The organism is Rhizobium sp. WSM409, from assembly GCF_057653825.1.
Map to the genome: position 1 here is coordinate 45,363 of NZ_JBYGKP010000003.1, position 14,191 is coordinate 59,553.

Here is a 14,191-nt window from a genome sequence, read left to right on the forward strand (position 1 = left end):
CAGGCATCTTCAAACTCCGAGGCGTTCCCATCGGGAACACCCACCATCGCCGCCCCTATAGAATATTACGATAACAGTTCCTTGAACATCCCGTTTTTCTCGGAAAGTTCCGGAAAGTTTCCGGCTTCCGCCAATCCGCCGCGGTCGAAGAGCAGGATCCGGTCGAACATCTCTGCCAGCCGGGCATTGGAGAGCACCCAGATGATCGCCGGCCGATGGCCTTCCTCGTGCAGGTTCTCGATGATGTTGCGGGTGATCTGATCCTGAACGCGCTGGTCGAGCGCCGACAGCGGCCGGTTGAAGATGAAATAATCCGAGCGCTTCAACAGCGCGCGGGCCAGGTTCAGCTTCTGCCGCTGCACCATGGTCAGCCGTTTGCCGCCGGAGCCGACGTCGAATTCGAGGCCGATCGACAGCACGTCGTCATAAAGATCGAGCGCGTCGAAGAGTTCGCCCATGATGCCGCGGAGGCGGTCGGAGGCGTCGGCCTGCTGATAGGCGATACGGCCAAACAGCACATTGTCCATCAGGCTTGCCGACGGCGTGAAACGCTCGGCATCGTAGCGCTCGATCAGTTCGGCAAGATCGGCTGGAATATGCTCGTGGAACTGCTTGCGGGCGCTGACGATCTTGTCCATCAGCTCGTTCGTCAGCAAGCCGAAGCGGTGGCGCGGCTCGATATAGGCAAAACTCAGCCGGATGATGGCCGAACGCTCCTCGGGCGTGGCGTCCTCGAAGCGGCGGCTTTGCAGCTTCTGCAGCAGCGCCTGGTAGGTCGGAATGTCGTCGGCCGTCATGAAGGTCAGCTGCTGGAAGAAAGGATGGTCCGGCGGCAGGTCGTGGAAGAGTTCCACCGCGTTCTCGGCGATCTCGAGGCCCATGTCGTAGAGATCGGTGCTAAGCCCGGTCTCACGGAAGAGCTGCTGGAAATAGGGATGCGCGGCAAGCCTGCGGTTGGTCATCAAAGGCCGCTTCATCGTGCCGAAGAGCAGGTTCTCGCCGACCGTCGCCTGGGCGTTATAGGCATCGAAATCGAAAGGCACGACGATGGTGTCGAGCCCCTCGTCGCGCAGCCGGTCCCTGAGCGAGGCGCGTAGCGCCACGACGTGGTCGCCGAGCGCCACATGCACGTCGGTGTTGACGGTCGAGCGCAGCGCCAGATCGAGGATGTCCTGCGAGATCAGGACGGCGTCGAGCACCGGGCGGATCGCTTTTAGAATGTCCTCGGGCCCGCTGGCGCCGGCGGCCTTGTAGTCCACCCAGTCGCTGTTGAGGTCGAGCGTCGGGTTGCCGGCCTTCTCCGCCTCGGCGGAATGCCATTTATACTCCAGCGCTTCCCGCTCGTCGTAAACCGGATCGGTCATCGGCGCATGTTTCAGGCCGTAGAGCAGATTGCTGGCGAGCGTGCCGTGGAAGAAGAAGGTGTCGGACGAGGCATAGGAGATGCGCCGGCCGGTGATCGATTCCGGCATCTCGAGGAGATCGCGGCCGTCGATGGTGATGCGGCCGGAGTCCGGCCAGACCATGCGGCCGAGCGCTTCGGCGAAGGCTTCCGCGCCGCTTCCGTTCGGCCCGACGATCGCCACCGTCTCGTTCGGCTTGATCTCGACGGAGACGTGGTCGACGAGGCGGGCGCCGCTGTCGTCTGAGAGCGACAGGTTGGTGACCACGAACGCGCCCGTCAGCGCGCCGACCGGGGCGGTTGCGAGTTCCTGAATGCGGCTGTCGATCAGCGGCTCGACATTGAACTGCTCGTAGACCTGCTGGTACTTCACCTGCACGTCCTGGCGCATCTGGTCCCAGTCGATCAGTTCCTTCAGCGGACCGGGCAGGTCCTTGTAGGCTGATATGACGGCGACCAGCTGGCCGATGTCGAGCCGGCCCTGCAGCGCCAGATAGCCGCCGATCGCGTAAAACAGGAAAGGCGTGACCTGGGCGAGGAAATTGTTGATGAACTTCACCAGGAACTTCCACTGGTAAAGGTCGTAGCGGATCGAGAAGATCCGGCCGAGCCGCGAAGCGATGTCGGCGCGTTCGAGGTTGGATGTGTCGTTGCCGTGGATCGTGCCGATGCCCTCGACGATTTCGCCGACGCGACCGGAGAGCTCGCGCGCCGTCAGCTGCCGCTGGCGGCCGAGTTCGAGCAGGCGCTTGCGCATGCGCGGAATGACGATCGCCTGCACGCCGACGATGCCGGCGGCGATCATGCCGAGCCAGAAATTCTGGACGATGATGAAGGCGAGCGCCGTGATCGCCTGGCCGCCGAGAAGGGCAGGGGAGACGAAGGCATCGCCGGTGAAGCCGCCCATCGGCTCCACCTCGTCCTTGATCATGGTGGCGATTTCGGCCGATTTTACCCGCTTGAAGTGAATGGGCGGAAAACGCAGCACCCGGTCGATCAGCTCGAAGCGGATACGGCGCAGCATGCGCTCGCCGAGCCGGCCCTTATAGGTGTTGATGTAGAACTTGAAGAGGCCGTTCAGCACCACCAGCGCCAGAAACACCAGGCTGAGGGCCATCAACATCTGGAAGCGGTTGAGCTGCAACCCTTGAAAGAATTCGACATGGCCGATCAGAGGCAGGTCGTAGGCAATGTGCATGAAGGTCTGCGTCGCGCCCGGGCCCTCGAAGCCGTCACCCTGGATCGGTCCGTTGACGATCTGCTTCGGCAGGTCGAAGGACAGGAAGTAGGGCACCATCGAGGCGGCGACGACAGCCAGAATCCACAGCTGCTGCAGCCGCGTGTTCTTCCAGATGTAGCGGGCGAGGCTTTTTTCCATGGCTAACCGTCAGCTTGCTGGGAAATTCCGGGGGCGCGATCCGGGCGCCGGGGCGGGGAGGAATTCTAAGGACAGGATCATGCAGCCGGACCGCCGATATCGCAATGAAAACAAGGCGAAAGGACCGGCTGCAAAAGTGCCGATTCTCGCCGGAACATTGCTTATACCACAGGAATTTTCGATTAGGCGAGGGATTCGGCAATCATGGAGCGAATGATGGAGGCGGTTTTCTCCGCCCCGTCGAGGTCGAGCGAGACCGGCCCCCGTGGCTGAGCGGCGAGCGCCTTTTCGACCGCCTCTTTCACATGGCCCGCCGTCAGTCCGGTTTCCGGCAGGATATCGGCAAGGCCGAGCGCCTGCAGCCGTTCGGCGCGCACCGTCTGCTCGGTCTCGCCGCCGGCGACGAAGGGAATGAGGATCGCCCGGCATTGGGTGCGCAGCAGGTCGCCGACCGTGTTGTAGCCTGCCTGCGAGATCGACACCTTGGCGCCGCGAAGCAGCGAGGGAAAATCCTTGCGGAAGCGCACCAGCGTCACATTCGGGCCCACGCCCTCCAGCAGCGCGGCGAAATCGGCCTCGGGCAGGTTCGGGCCTGCGACCAGCAGCCAGCGAAGATCGTCGGGCAGCAGCGCTGCCGCCGCCTTTGCCGCGCCGATCAGCGCGGCGCCGACCGCGCCGCCGCCCGCCGATGCGATGATGTCGAATGTCTCGGTCGGTTCGGGCGCCGGCGGGGCTGCGACGAGGCCGGTATAACGCAGCCTGTCGGCGATCTCTGACGTCAGCGGAAAGGTGTCCTCAAGCCTGACGAAATCGGGATCGCCATGGACGAGCACGGCATCGAAATGATCCTTGACCAGCGTGGCGGTCTCCGCGTCGCGGCCGGCCTTGCGGTTTTCCTGCAGGATGTCGCGCACCGAGCTTAGAAGTTTCGGCCGCGGTTCTGCCTTGTCGATCGCCTCGAGCAGCGGCAGCAGTTCGAAGCGCATCTGTCGCCGGCCAAACGGGAAGGCTTCGATGATGACGACATCGGGCCTTGCGGCATGAAAGGCATCGAGTAGCAGCTGGCGGCGGGCATGGAGGAAATCCTCGTCGGCCGGCCGGCCATCGGCATCGGCGAGACCGGAAAAACCGGCATTGCTGGCAACGACCGCCGGCAGGGCCACGGTCTTTACGCCTTCGCCCGGAAAGCCCGGCACCGGCAGGCCGCCGGTCACGACCGTGACGTCGAAACCGTCGTTGATCAGCGCGTTGGCGATGCGGCTGGCGCGGGCGATGTGACCGATGCCGAGCAGGTGCTGGACGTAGAAGAAGATACGCGGTGCCGTCATGACGCCTTCTGCCATTCGGCCTCGAACAGGCCGGTGAGCTGTCTGATGCTGGAGTGATAGTCGAAATATTGGCGCACCTGGCGTTCGGCGGCATCGCCGAGACGCTTGCGCAGTGCCGGGTCGCGGATCGCCGCCTCCAGCGCTGCGGCGAGCTTCGCCGGGTCGTCTGGCGGTACGACGAGGCCGTTTTCACCGTTCCTCAGCAGTTCCGGCACACCGGATACTTCGGTCGACAGGCAGACCAGCCGCTGGCTGGAGGCCTCGACCAGGACGTTCGGCAGGCCGTCGCGGTCGCCGTTGGCGGCGATCCGGCAGGCAAGCGCGAAGAGGTCGGCGCGGCGGTAATGATCGAGCACGTCTTCCTGGGCCATGGCGCCCTTCCAGACGATGCGGCCGGAGATCCCGAGTTCGGCGGCCAGCGCCTTCAGTTTCGCAAGCTCCTCGCCGCCGCCGATATGGTCCATGCGCCAGTGAAGCTCGGCGGGCAACAGCGCCAGTGCGCGCAGCAGCACGTCGTAACCCTTCTTCTCGACGGCGCGGCCGACGCTGAGGATGAAGGCCGGATCGTCGGGGTCGCTGCCGGTCCGGTCCGACCGCTCACCGGCAAAGTGGCCGAAGCGGGCGAGATCGAGACCGTGGTAACTCAAATGCACGGCGTCCTTGCGTGACGTCAGCGTGCGCATGTGGTCGTAGCCCGTCCTGGTGCAGGTGACGGTCCAGCGTGCGCTGCCGAGTTTCTCGTTCAGCTCCCAGTCTGGCGACGTCCATATGTCCTTGGCATGCGCCGAACAGGTCCAGGGCGTGCCCGTGAGGATGCTCGCATATTCCGTCACCGAGGCCGGCGTGTGGATGAAATGGGCATGCAGCCATTCGCCCTCGTCCGGCCATTCGCGCCCCAGCACCAGCGCCTGGCCGAGACGGCGGAAGCGGTTGCGGGAGATGTCGCGCACGAAGTCGGCGAGGAAGCGTTTCATCAGTGCCTGGAAGCCGGGTTTGGAGAGGCCGGCGATGAGGCCCTTCAGCACGCGGATCGGCTCCTCGTGCAGATATTCCGGCAAATAGACGACACGCGCCCGGATCTCGTCATGCACGGGATGGCGCTTCTTGTCGGTCGGCCGGCGCATGGAAATCAGCGTCAGGTCGAAGCCGGCCTTTTCGAGGCCGAGCAGCTCCTGGGCAATGAAGGTTTCCGAAAGGCGGGGATAGCCCTTCAGCACGACGAGGATCTTGCGGCGTGGCGGCAAGGCTGTGCCCTATTCCGCGCCGACGAGGGAAAGGTGGCTGCCGCGGCCGTCGATCCAACGGCCGACGGTCTGCGAGATATGGTCCAGCCCTTCGAGACGCATATTGCCGCCGCTCTTCGACGGCGGCTGGCGCGAAGGCAGACGCTTCAGCGCTTCGGCCATGATCGTGGGGTCGACCGACTGATCCGGCAGCAGCATGTCGACGAGGCCGAGCTCGCTTGCCCGCAGGGCGCGCAGCAGCTGCTCTTCGCGGGGCTTGACGCGCGGCACGATGAGGGCCGGCTTGTCGAAGGAGAGGATCTCGCAATAGGTGTTATAACCGCCCATGGCAACGACGCCGGTCGCGCCGTCGATCAGCTCTTCCATGTGGTTGTCGAACTCGATCACCTCGATATAGGAGATGGCTTCGCCCTTCTGCACCAGCTTGGCGCGCTCGGCGGCCGGCATATAGGGCCCGAGCACGACGAGCGCCTTTTGCGTCAGCGTCGGATCGGCCTCGTAGGCGTTCATGACGTCATGGACGAGATCGGAGCCGTCGCCGCCGCCGCCTGTGGTGACGAGGATGTAATTGTCCTTGCGGGCGTTGATCGAGGTCTTGCCCTTGGAGACGCTGCGCTGCAGGAAGCCGACGAAATCCATCTTCCGGCGCAGGCTGGCCGGGACGTCGAGGCCGATCAGCGGATCGTAGAAATCCGGCGGACCGTAAACCCAGACGCTGTCGTAATACTGGTCGATCTTCTGCATGACGCTGTTCTTCTTCCACTCGGCCTCGAGCAGATGCGGCGCGTCCATGATCTCGCGCAGCCCCAGCACCAGGACGGTGCCGCGGGCCTTGAGATAGGCGAGCGTATCCTCGACCTCACCCTTCAATCCCATCGGTTCCTTGTCGACGATGAAGATATCGGGCTGGAAGGTCTCGGCCGTGTGGCGAATGCTCGATTCGCGCATCTTCAGCGTCTCGTGCAGGTCGATATGGCTGGCGAGCGAGGTATATTCGCCGTTGCGGAGCTTGATGACGCTCGGGATCTTCACGAAGTCGACACGGGCGCGGTAGTCGAAGGCGCCGGCGATGGTGGCACCCGAAATGATCAGAATATTGAGGCCGCGATAATCCTCGACCAGCGCATGGGCAATGGCGCGACAGCGGCGCAGATGGCCGAGACCGAAGGTGTCGTGGCTGTACATGAGGATGCGCGCATCTTCGAGACGTCTGGACATGGGCATCCCTTCTGGGGTCAGCAACATAGTTAGTAACCCCACCGTCCGGAGGCCAAGAGGTGGGGGCGGTGCGGTGATGCGCCGCCGCGTTTCCTGCTATTTGTAGGGATCTGCCGCGTCACGCAAGCCGTCTCCCAGAAAGTTGAACGCCAAAATGACAAGAACAACAGGAATGATCGGATAGAGCAGCCAGGGATAGAAGGCGATGACGCTGACGCTTTTTGCCTCGGTCAGCAGAATGCCCCAGCTGGTGATCGGCGGACGAAGGCCGAGGCCGAGGAAGGAGAGCGCGGTCTCCCCAAGGATCATGCCGGGGATTGAAATCGTCGCCGAAGCAATGAGATGCGACATGAAGCCCGGCACCAGATGCCGGCCGATGATGCGCGGCGTGCTGGCGCCCATCAGCTGTGCGGCCTGGACATAATCCTCCTCGCGCAGCGCCAGGAGTTTGGAGCGCACGGCGCGCGCGAGCCCCGTCCAGTCGATGATGCCGAGGATGACGGTGATGCCGAAATAGATGACGATCGGGCTCCAGGTCACCGGCATGATGGCAGCCAGCGCCATCCACAGCGGCAGGCTCGGCAGCGATTGCAGCACTTCGATCAGGCGCTGGACGATGAGATCGAAGACGCCGCCGCGATAACCGGCAAGGCCGCCGATGACGATGCCGAGCACGAAGCTGATCGAAATGCCGATCAGACCGATCGTCAGCGATATCCGCGCGCCGTAAAGAATGCGCGAGAGCACGTCGCGGCCGAGCCGGTCGGTGCCGAGCAGGAACATCTGGCCGCCGATCGCCGGGCAGACCAGATGATAGTTCGACGTGACGAGACCCCAGAATTTATAGGCATCGCCGCGGCAGAAGAAACGGATCGGCTGCACGTCGTTCGGCCTGTCGGAATAGACGCGGTGCAGCGTGTCGAGATCGAGCGTCATGCCGCGGCCGTAGACGAAGGGACCGACGAAGCTGCCCTTGTCGAAGAAATGGACGGCCTGCGGCGGCGCGTGGATGAAATCGACGTTACGCGTGTGCAGGCCGTAGGGCGCCAGGAACTCGACGATCAGGATCATCAGGTAGACGGCGGCGAGAAAGATGCCGGAGATCAAGGCGAGCTTGTGCTGCTTGAATTTCCACCACATCAGCTGCTTTTGCGAGGCGAGATGGATGCGCGATTGCGCCGACGTCATCGATTCGGTCGCAAGCGGATCGAAAGGAGCGGTCGAGACGTAGTGCGGAAGCGGCGCGCCGGGTGCGGGAAGGGGCGACATTATTTGGTGCTCCTGCCTTGCAGACGGATGCGGGGATCAAGGAAGCCGAGCGCGATGTCGGAGATCAGCACGCCGATGACGTTGAGGAAGGCCAGGAACATCAGGAAGGAGCCGGCCAGATACATGTCCTGGCTCTGCAGCGCCTTGATGAGCATCGGCCCCGTCGTTTCCAGCGACAGCACGATCGCGACGATCTCGGCGCCCGAGATGATCGACGGCAGGATCGAGCCGATATCGGCGACGAAGAAGTTGAGCGCCATGCGCAGCGGGTATTTGACCAGCGCCTTCAGCGGCGGCAGGCCCTTGGCGCGGGCGGTGACGACATACTGCTTCTGCATCTCGTCGAGCAGGTTGGCGCGCAGCCGCCGGATCATGCCGGCCGTGCCGGCCGTGCCGACGATGATCACGGGGATCCACAGGTGAGAGAGGATCGACCGCGCCTTCTCCCAGCTCATCGGCGCCGAGATATATTGCTGGTCCATCAGATGGCCGATCGAGATGCCGAACCAGATATTGGCGAAATACATCAGGATCAGCGCCAGCATGAAGTTTGGAACGGCGATGCCGAGCAGGCCGAGGAAGGTCAGCCCGTAATCACCCCAGCTGTACTGGTGCGTGGCCGAATAGATGCCGATCGGAAAGGCGATCAGCCAGGTGAGCAGGATCGTCGTGAAGGAGACGAGCATCGTCAGCCAGAGACGATCGCCGACGACGTCGGAGACCGGCAGCTGGTATTCGAAGGAATAGCCGAAATCGCCGTGCAGCATGCCGCCGACCCAGTAGAAATAGCGCACGATCTCCGGCTTGTCGAAGCCGTATTGTTGGCGCATCTCCTCGATTTCCTGGAGGTTGGCGGTCTCGCCGGAGGCACGCAGCTCGGCGATCTGGCTCTCGAAGAAGTCGCCGGGCGGCAGTTCGATGATGGTGAAGACCAGCGCCGAAATGACGAAGAGTGTCGGCACCATGGCGGCGATGCGCCAGAGAATGTATCTGAGCACGCCTCAGGCCTCCTTGTACCAGAATGCATCCGGCATGTAGACGCCGAGATAGGAGGTGGGATCGAAGCCGTAGAGCGCTTTCTCCGGCAGGTTCTGCAGTTTGGCGGCGCAAAGAACGGGCTGCAGCGTGCTGTTGATGAGGCCGATCGAGAACACCTGCTGCGTGTAGAGCGCCAGCATCTTGTGCCAGATCACCTGGCGCTCCTCGAATTTCGCCGTCGAGCCCCATTGGCTGAGCAGCTCGACCAATTCCGCTGCCTCAGGCAGATCCGGTGCGACCCCCTCCTGGCCGGCGGAAAGGTAATGCATGCCCCAGAGCGGCCATTGCAGCTGATCGTCGAGCGTCGGCGCAAGGCCGGCCGGCGACATGTCGGCCGTCGGCACGCCATTGTCGAGGCCGTACCAGATCGACATCATGATCGAACCGCTCATGGCGCGGTTGCGGAAGACGTCGCGCTGCGAGGTCCGGGTATAAAGCGCCAGGCCGATATTGGCCCAGTGGTCGTGCACCAGCTCCAGCACGTCGGTGTCGAGATTGCTCTCGCCGGCGGTCTCGACGGTGATCTCGGCGCGCCGCCCGTCGGGCAGAAGCCGCATGCCGTCGTCGCCGCGTTTGGTCAAGCCGAGCTCGTCGAGCAGACGGTTGGCTTCGTCGGGATCGAACTTCACGAAGGCGTCGGCATATTCCTGCTTGAAGAGCGGGCTGTCGGGCAGGACGGTGTCGGCGCTTGGCGTGCCGAGGCCGTAAAAGGCCACCATGTTGACCTCGTGCCGGTCGATCGCCAGCGACAGAGCGCGGCGCAGTCGCACGTCGCGGAAGAGGCCGCGCCATACCTCGTCGGCACAGTTGAGGTTCGGCAGCAGCGTGATGCGCGAGCCGCGCGCGAGCTTCCAGAGATTGACCTTCACCGGGAAGCGCTTCTCGGCCTCCTTCAGGAAGGTGTAGTCGTTGAAATCGATGCCGGTTACCTGCAGGTCGGCTTCGCCCGCGCCGGCCTTGGCGGCGATGATCGACGAGGAAGAGACGTTGAGGATGAAACGGTCGAGATAGGGAAGCTGCCTGCCGGTCTCGTCGACGCGGTGGAAGAACGGGTTACGCTCGAAGACGAACTGCTCGGACGGCAGCGGCGTCGTATTGCGCCAGGGATCGAGCGTCGGCAGGTTCGGATTTTCCGGACGGTAGGAACGCGCCATCTTGATGTGCAGATCCTGCCACTTCTTGACGCGGTAGGTCTTCATCATCTCGTCCATCTTCGCCTGGTCGGGCTGGAATTTCTTGTGGAACTGCTTGAGATAATGACCGGGGCCGAAGATGACGAGCGGCTGCGGCCCGGCCAGCGTCGGCAGGAACATCGGGTTGGGTTTTTCCCAGGTGTAGCGCACGGTCAGCGGATCGAGCATTTCGAAGCGCGGCAGGCTGCCGTGCGGACGAAGCTCCAGCGCGCCGCCGCCGGGCGTCAGCTTGTCGTTCAGGATGACGTCTTCCCACCAGTAGCGGAAATCGTCGGCCGTGAACGGCTGGCCGTCGGACCATTTATGGCCCTCGCGCAGCGTGAAGGTGAAGACCGTGTCGTCCTCGGACTGGAAGGAAGCCAGGATGTCCGGCTGGAACTGCAGGTGCTTGTTGTAGCCGACCAGGCGGGCATAGCCGTAGATCGTCATGAAGCGGATGTCGCGTTGGCTGCCGATAATGGTGCGCACCGTACCGCCGTAGGCACCGGGTTCGAGCCCCATCTCCTTGAGATTGACGATACGCGGGCGGGCGGGAATGCGCTCGGCCATCGGCGGCAGGCTGCCTGATGTCAGCCGCTCCTTGAGGAATTCCGGCTCGCTGGCCTGTCCGGCGCGAAGCACCGCGGGCGCGATCGCAGCACCGACGAGGCCGCCGAGAAAGACGCGACGCGTCACCATCAGCGCAACTCCCTGATATCGGCGCCCTTGCGGGCGCGCACCAGATGGCCGTCGCCGAGGTCGGCATAGGCAAGCTCGGAAGCGTCGTCGTGCTCGGCGGTGAAGGTCACGCCCCAGTTCTGCTTGTCGGCGGCGCCGTTTTCCCTGAGCGCCTTGAAATCGAGCGGCCGGTCGAGATCGGGGAAGGGGACGGCGGCGAGCAGCGATTTCGTATAGGGGTGCACTGGATCGCGCAGGATGATCTCGCGCGGCGCGATCTCGACGATGCGGCCCTTGCACATCACCGCGATGCGGTCGGCCATGTAATCGACGACGGCGAGATTGTGCGAAATGAACAGATAGGTAAGCCCCAGTTCCTTCTGCAGGTCCTTCAACAGATTGAGGATCTGCGCCTGCACGGAGACGTCGAGCGCCGAGACCGGCTCGTCGAGGATGACGAGCTTCGGGCCGAGCGCGAGTGCGCGCGCGATACCGATGCGCTGGCGCTGACCGCCCGAAAAACTGTGCGGGTAACGGCTGAGATAACGCTTGTCGAGGCCGATCGCCGCCATCAACCCCTCGACCTTGCGCTTGCGCTCGTCGCTGTCGCCGCGGTCATGGATCTCGAGCGGTTCACTCAGGATGTTGCGCACCGTCATGCGCGGCGAGAGCGAGGAGACCGGGTCCTGGAACACCATCTGGATCTTGGTGCGCATGTCCTGCAGTTCGGAGCCCTTGACGGAGAGGACGTCGACGACCTCCTTGCCGTCGTTAAACACCACCGCGCCGCTATCCGGGGTGATGGCGCGCATCAGGATCTTGCTGAGCGTCGTCTTGCCGCAACCGGACTCGCCGACCAGGCCCAGACATTCGCCGCGCCGGATGTCGAAGCTGACGTCGTCGACGGCCCGCAGGACGGTGGCTTCATGCTTGCCGAAGAAACTGCGCTTGCGCGTCTTGTAGGTCTTCGAGAGGTTGGCGACGGACAGCAGGATGCCCGGCGCCTCCGCCTGCAGCGGCTTCTTCTTGCCGACCAGGGCTTCGAGATTGACCGTTACATCGCGCAGCGCTTTCAGCCGCTCGCCGGGTTTCATGTCGAAATGCGGAACGGCGGCCATCAGGCCCTTGAGATAGGGATGCTGCGGATTGCGGAAGATCGCCTCGACCGGTCCTGCTTCCATGATCTCGCCGTGATAGATGACGACCACCTCGTCGGCCATGTTGGCGACGATGCCGAGATCGTGGGTGATGAGCAGCATCGCCATGCCGAGCTTGGCCTGCAGCTCGCGGAGCAATTCGAGGATCTGCGCCTGGATCGTCACGTCGAGCGCCGTTGTCGGCTCGTCGGCGATCAGCAGCGCCGGCTTGCAGATCAGCGCCATGGCGATCATCGCGCGCTGGCGCATGCCGCCGGACAGTTCGAACGGGTACATGTCGTAGGTGCGATGGGGGTTGGAAAAGCCGACCAGGCCGAGCATCTCCTCGGTCTTTTCACGGGCTTCCCGCTTGTCGGCTTCGGTGTGGATCAGCAGCACTTCGCTGATCTGGTTGCCGATCGTGTGCAGCGGCGAGAGCGAGGTCATCGGCTCCTGGAAGATCGTCGCCATGCGCCGGCCACGCAGGTCGCGCATTTCCTCGCTGTCGCGCGGAAAGGACAGGATATCGGTCGTGGAGCCGTCGAGCGGATCGGTGAACAGGATGCTGCCCGTGGCCTTGGCCGGATTGGGCAGGATCCCCATGATCGACTGGCTGATCACCGATTTTCCCGAGCCGGATTCACCGACGAGAGCGGTGACCTTACCCGGAAGAATGCGAAGATTGGCTTGTTTTACGACCCGTAACCGGTCACCGAAAACCGAGAAGGAGACGTCGAGATTTTCAATACGCAACAGATCCGCTGCAGACGCCATGCCAATGAAATTCCCCAGTCTTCTATGTTCCCGTTAAGTCACACTATCGTACCGCAAACGGGGTGTCTAGCTGATGACAATCATAGAAAAACCCCCACGTCCCGCCGAAGTTCCCAAGGCGAGGCGCGCGGATTATGACAAGGGTTCTAGGCCGTTACTGGATGAATTTCTCCATGCTGGTGCGCTCGACATGTTTCTTGGCGTCGCGATGCAACAGAATGACCTGCTCGGCTTCCGAAAGCCCGTTCTGCACGGCCTCGCGGAAGCTCTCGTCGACGTTGATCGCCGGCGCCGGCGCGCGCGGCTGCAGCACCGTCACCTTCTGGCGGATGCCGCGCAGCTTCTCTTCGCCGAGCGTCGTCCACTCGCCGCCGCAATAGCCGGCGAAGGCCTGGCTGGCGACGACCTCGCGGCCATATTTCTTGGTCAGGATCTGCAGACGTTGGACCTCGTTGACCGCCGAGCCGAAGGCCGAGAAGGTCAGGCGGTCCTTGAGGCCGACATTGCCGAACATGACGTTGCCGACATGCAGGCCGATGCCGTAGCCGACCCTGGTCAGGCCCTTCTGCTCGCGGTCCCTGTTGAGTTCGGCGACCCGCGCCTGCGCCTGATGCACGGCCGAAAGCGCCGCCTCGCAGGCAATTTTCGATGGGTCCTTATGGCGTCCGCAAGGATAGACGGCGAGAAAGCCGTCGCCGAGGAAACTCAGGATCTCGCCGCCATTGCGGTTGAAGGGGGCTGCGATCGCGTCGAAGAACTGGTTCAGCGTGTCGATATAGGCCTGCCGGCCTTCCTTTTCGGCATAGACGGTGGATTCGCGCATGTCGCCCATGACGAGGGCGGCGCGGATCGTCTCACCGTCGCCGCGGCGGATCTGGCCGTTCAGCACCCGCTTGCCGGCGTCGCCGCCGAGATAGGTGGTCAGCATGTTGTTGGCGAGCTTGCCGAGCACCGCCATCTTGGCGGCGACCGCCAGATGGTTCTGCATCCTGAGCAGCGCATCGATCATGTCGTCGGAAAAGCCGGTATTGTGGTCCGTCGACCAGGAACCCATCATGCCCTGCACCGAGCCGTCGCCGAAGGGCTGCACGAAGGCGAGGTAATCGGTGATGCCGTCCTTGCGCAGGTCCTCGAAAATCGGAAATTCGTTCGGCCCATCCTGGATCAGCCGGCGGCGGATGTGCTGCAGATTGTTGTCGAGCAGGTAATAATATGGGCTCTGCAGGAAGCGGTCCGGCTTTTGCCCCGCGGGCATGCGAAAGCCCTCGATGGTGACGCCGCTGGCGCGCCGCCAGGTGAAGCTCAGCGCATCGTAGAGCGGGTGCAGCATCGAAAAGGAAAGATGCACGCGCGCGAGCGGCAGGCCCGCGGCAGTCAGCCTTTCGCAAAAACCGCGGACAATGTTTTCAAGCTCGTCTCCGGCCAGCGAAGAGTTCGTCAGCCATTCAGCGACCCGGTCCAACAGGATGGACGACACGCTGGATTCGATCGTGCTCATTCTCGGTATGATCCTCATAAGGCACGCCATCCCCAAGAGCCAAAAGTCCCCCCGGC

Annotated in this window: 9 protein-coding genes; all 9 read right to left on the minus strand. The window is 63.3% G+C overall.

Annotated elements, in window-relative coordinates:
- Positions 1-65: 65 nt before the first annotated feature.
- A complete protein-coding gene (locus AC25BC_RS27695) occupies positions 66-2,780 on the minus strand; it encodes an ABC transporter transmembrane domain-containing protein (RefSeq protein ID WP_012763549.1) in 2,715 nt (904 codons plus the stop codon).
- A gap of 182 nt (positions 2,781-2,962) precedes the next feature.
- The gene (locus AC25BC_RS27700; protein WP_128439087.1) at positions 2,963-4,108 is read right to left on the minus strand and encodes a glycosyltransferase family protein; all 1,146 of its coding nucleotides are present in this window, start codon (positions 4,106-4,108) and stop codon (positions 2,963-2,965) included.
- Entirely contained in the window at positions 4,105-5,352 is a 1,248-nt protein-coding gene (locus AC25BC_RS27705; RefSeq protein WP_128439086.1) for a glycosyltransferase, read from the minus strand. The genes AC25BC_RS27700 and AC25BC_RS27705 overlap by 4 nt, the downstream gene beginning before the upstream one ends.
- A gap of 9 nt (positions 5,353-5,361) precedes the next feature.
- Positions 5,362-6,570, minus strand: coding sequence for a glycosyltransferase family protein (locus AC25BC_RS27710; protein ID WP_003553521.1), 1,209 nt, complete (start codon positions 6,568-6,570; stop codon positions 5,362-5,364).
- 96 nt (positions 6,571-6,666) lie between these two features.
- Positions 6,667-7,839 carry an ABC transporter permease gene (locus tag AC25BC_RS27715; protein ID WP_003553523.1) on the minus strand — a complete coding sequence of 391 codons (1,173 nt, stop codon included), beginning with the start codon at positions 7,837-7,839 and terminating at the stop codon, positions 6,667-6,669.
- Positions 7,839-8,837, minus strand: a complete 999-nt coding sequence (locus AC25BC_RS27720) for an ABC transporter permease (protein WP_003553525.1) — start codon at positions 8,835-8,837, stop codon at positions 7,839-7,841. The genes AC25BC_RS27715 and AC25BC_RS27720 overlap by 1 nt, the downstream gene beginning before the upstream one ends.
- Before the next feature lie 3 nt (positions 8,838-8,840).
- A complete protein-coding gene (locus tag AC25BC_RS27725; RefSeq protein ID WP_128439085.1) occupies positions 8,841-10,748 on the minus strand; it encodes an ABC transporter substrate-binding protein in 1,908 nt (635 codons plus the stop codon).
- Positions 10,748-12,637, minus strand: a complete 1,890-nt coding sequence (locus AC25BC_RS27730; protein ID WP_128439084.1) for an ABC transporter ATP-binding protein — start codon at positions 12,635-12,637, stop codon at positions 10,748-10,750. Before AC25BC_RS27730 ends, AC25BC_RS27725 begins: the two co-directional genes overlap by 1 nt.
- A 154-nt stretch (positions 12,638-12,791) precedes the next feature.
- Positions 12,792-14,135 carry an adenylate/guanylate cyclase domain-containing protein gene (locus AC25BC_RS27735; RefSeq protein WP_003553531.1) on the minus strand — a complete coding sequence of 448 codons (1,344 nt, stop codon included), beginning with the start codon at positions 14,133-14,135 and terminating at the stop codon, positions 12,792-12,794.
- Positions 14,136-14,191 lie beyond the last annotated feature (56 nt).

What these genes read in the sequence shown, in the direction of transcription:
- AC25BC_RS27695 (WP_012763549.1), bottom strand. Translation starts at nt 2,780, where the DNA reads ATGGAAAAAAGCCTCGCCCGCTACATCTGGAAGAACACGCGGCTGCAG.
- AC25BC_RS27700 (WP_128439087.1), bottom strand. Translation starts at nt 4,108, where the DNA reads ATGACGGCACCGCGTATCTTCTTCTACGTCCAGCACCTGCTCGGCATC.
- AC25BC_RS27710 (WP_003553521.1), bottom strand. Translation starts at nt 6,570, where the DNA reads ATGTCCAGACGTCTCGAAGATGCGCGCATCCTCATGTACAGCCACGAC.
- AC25BC_RS27715 (WP_003553523.1), bottom strand. Translation starts at nt 7,839, where the DNA reads ATGTCGCCCCTTCCCGCACCCGGCGCGCCGCTTCCGCACTACGTCTCG.
- AC25BC_RS27725 (WP_128439085.1), bottom strand. Translation starts at nt 10,748, where the DNA reads ATGGTGACGCGTCGCGTCTTTCTCGGCGGCCTCGTCGGTGCTGCGATC.
- AC25BC_RS27730 (WP_128439084.1), bottom strand. Translation starts at nt 12,637, where the DNA reads ATGGCGTCTGCAGCGGATCTGTTGCGTATTGAAAATCTCGACGTCTCC.
- AC25BC_RS27735 (WP_003553531.1), bottom strand. Translation starts at nt 14,135, where the DNA reads ATGAGCACGATCGAATCCAGCGTGTCGTCCATCCTGTTGGACCGGGTC.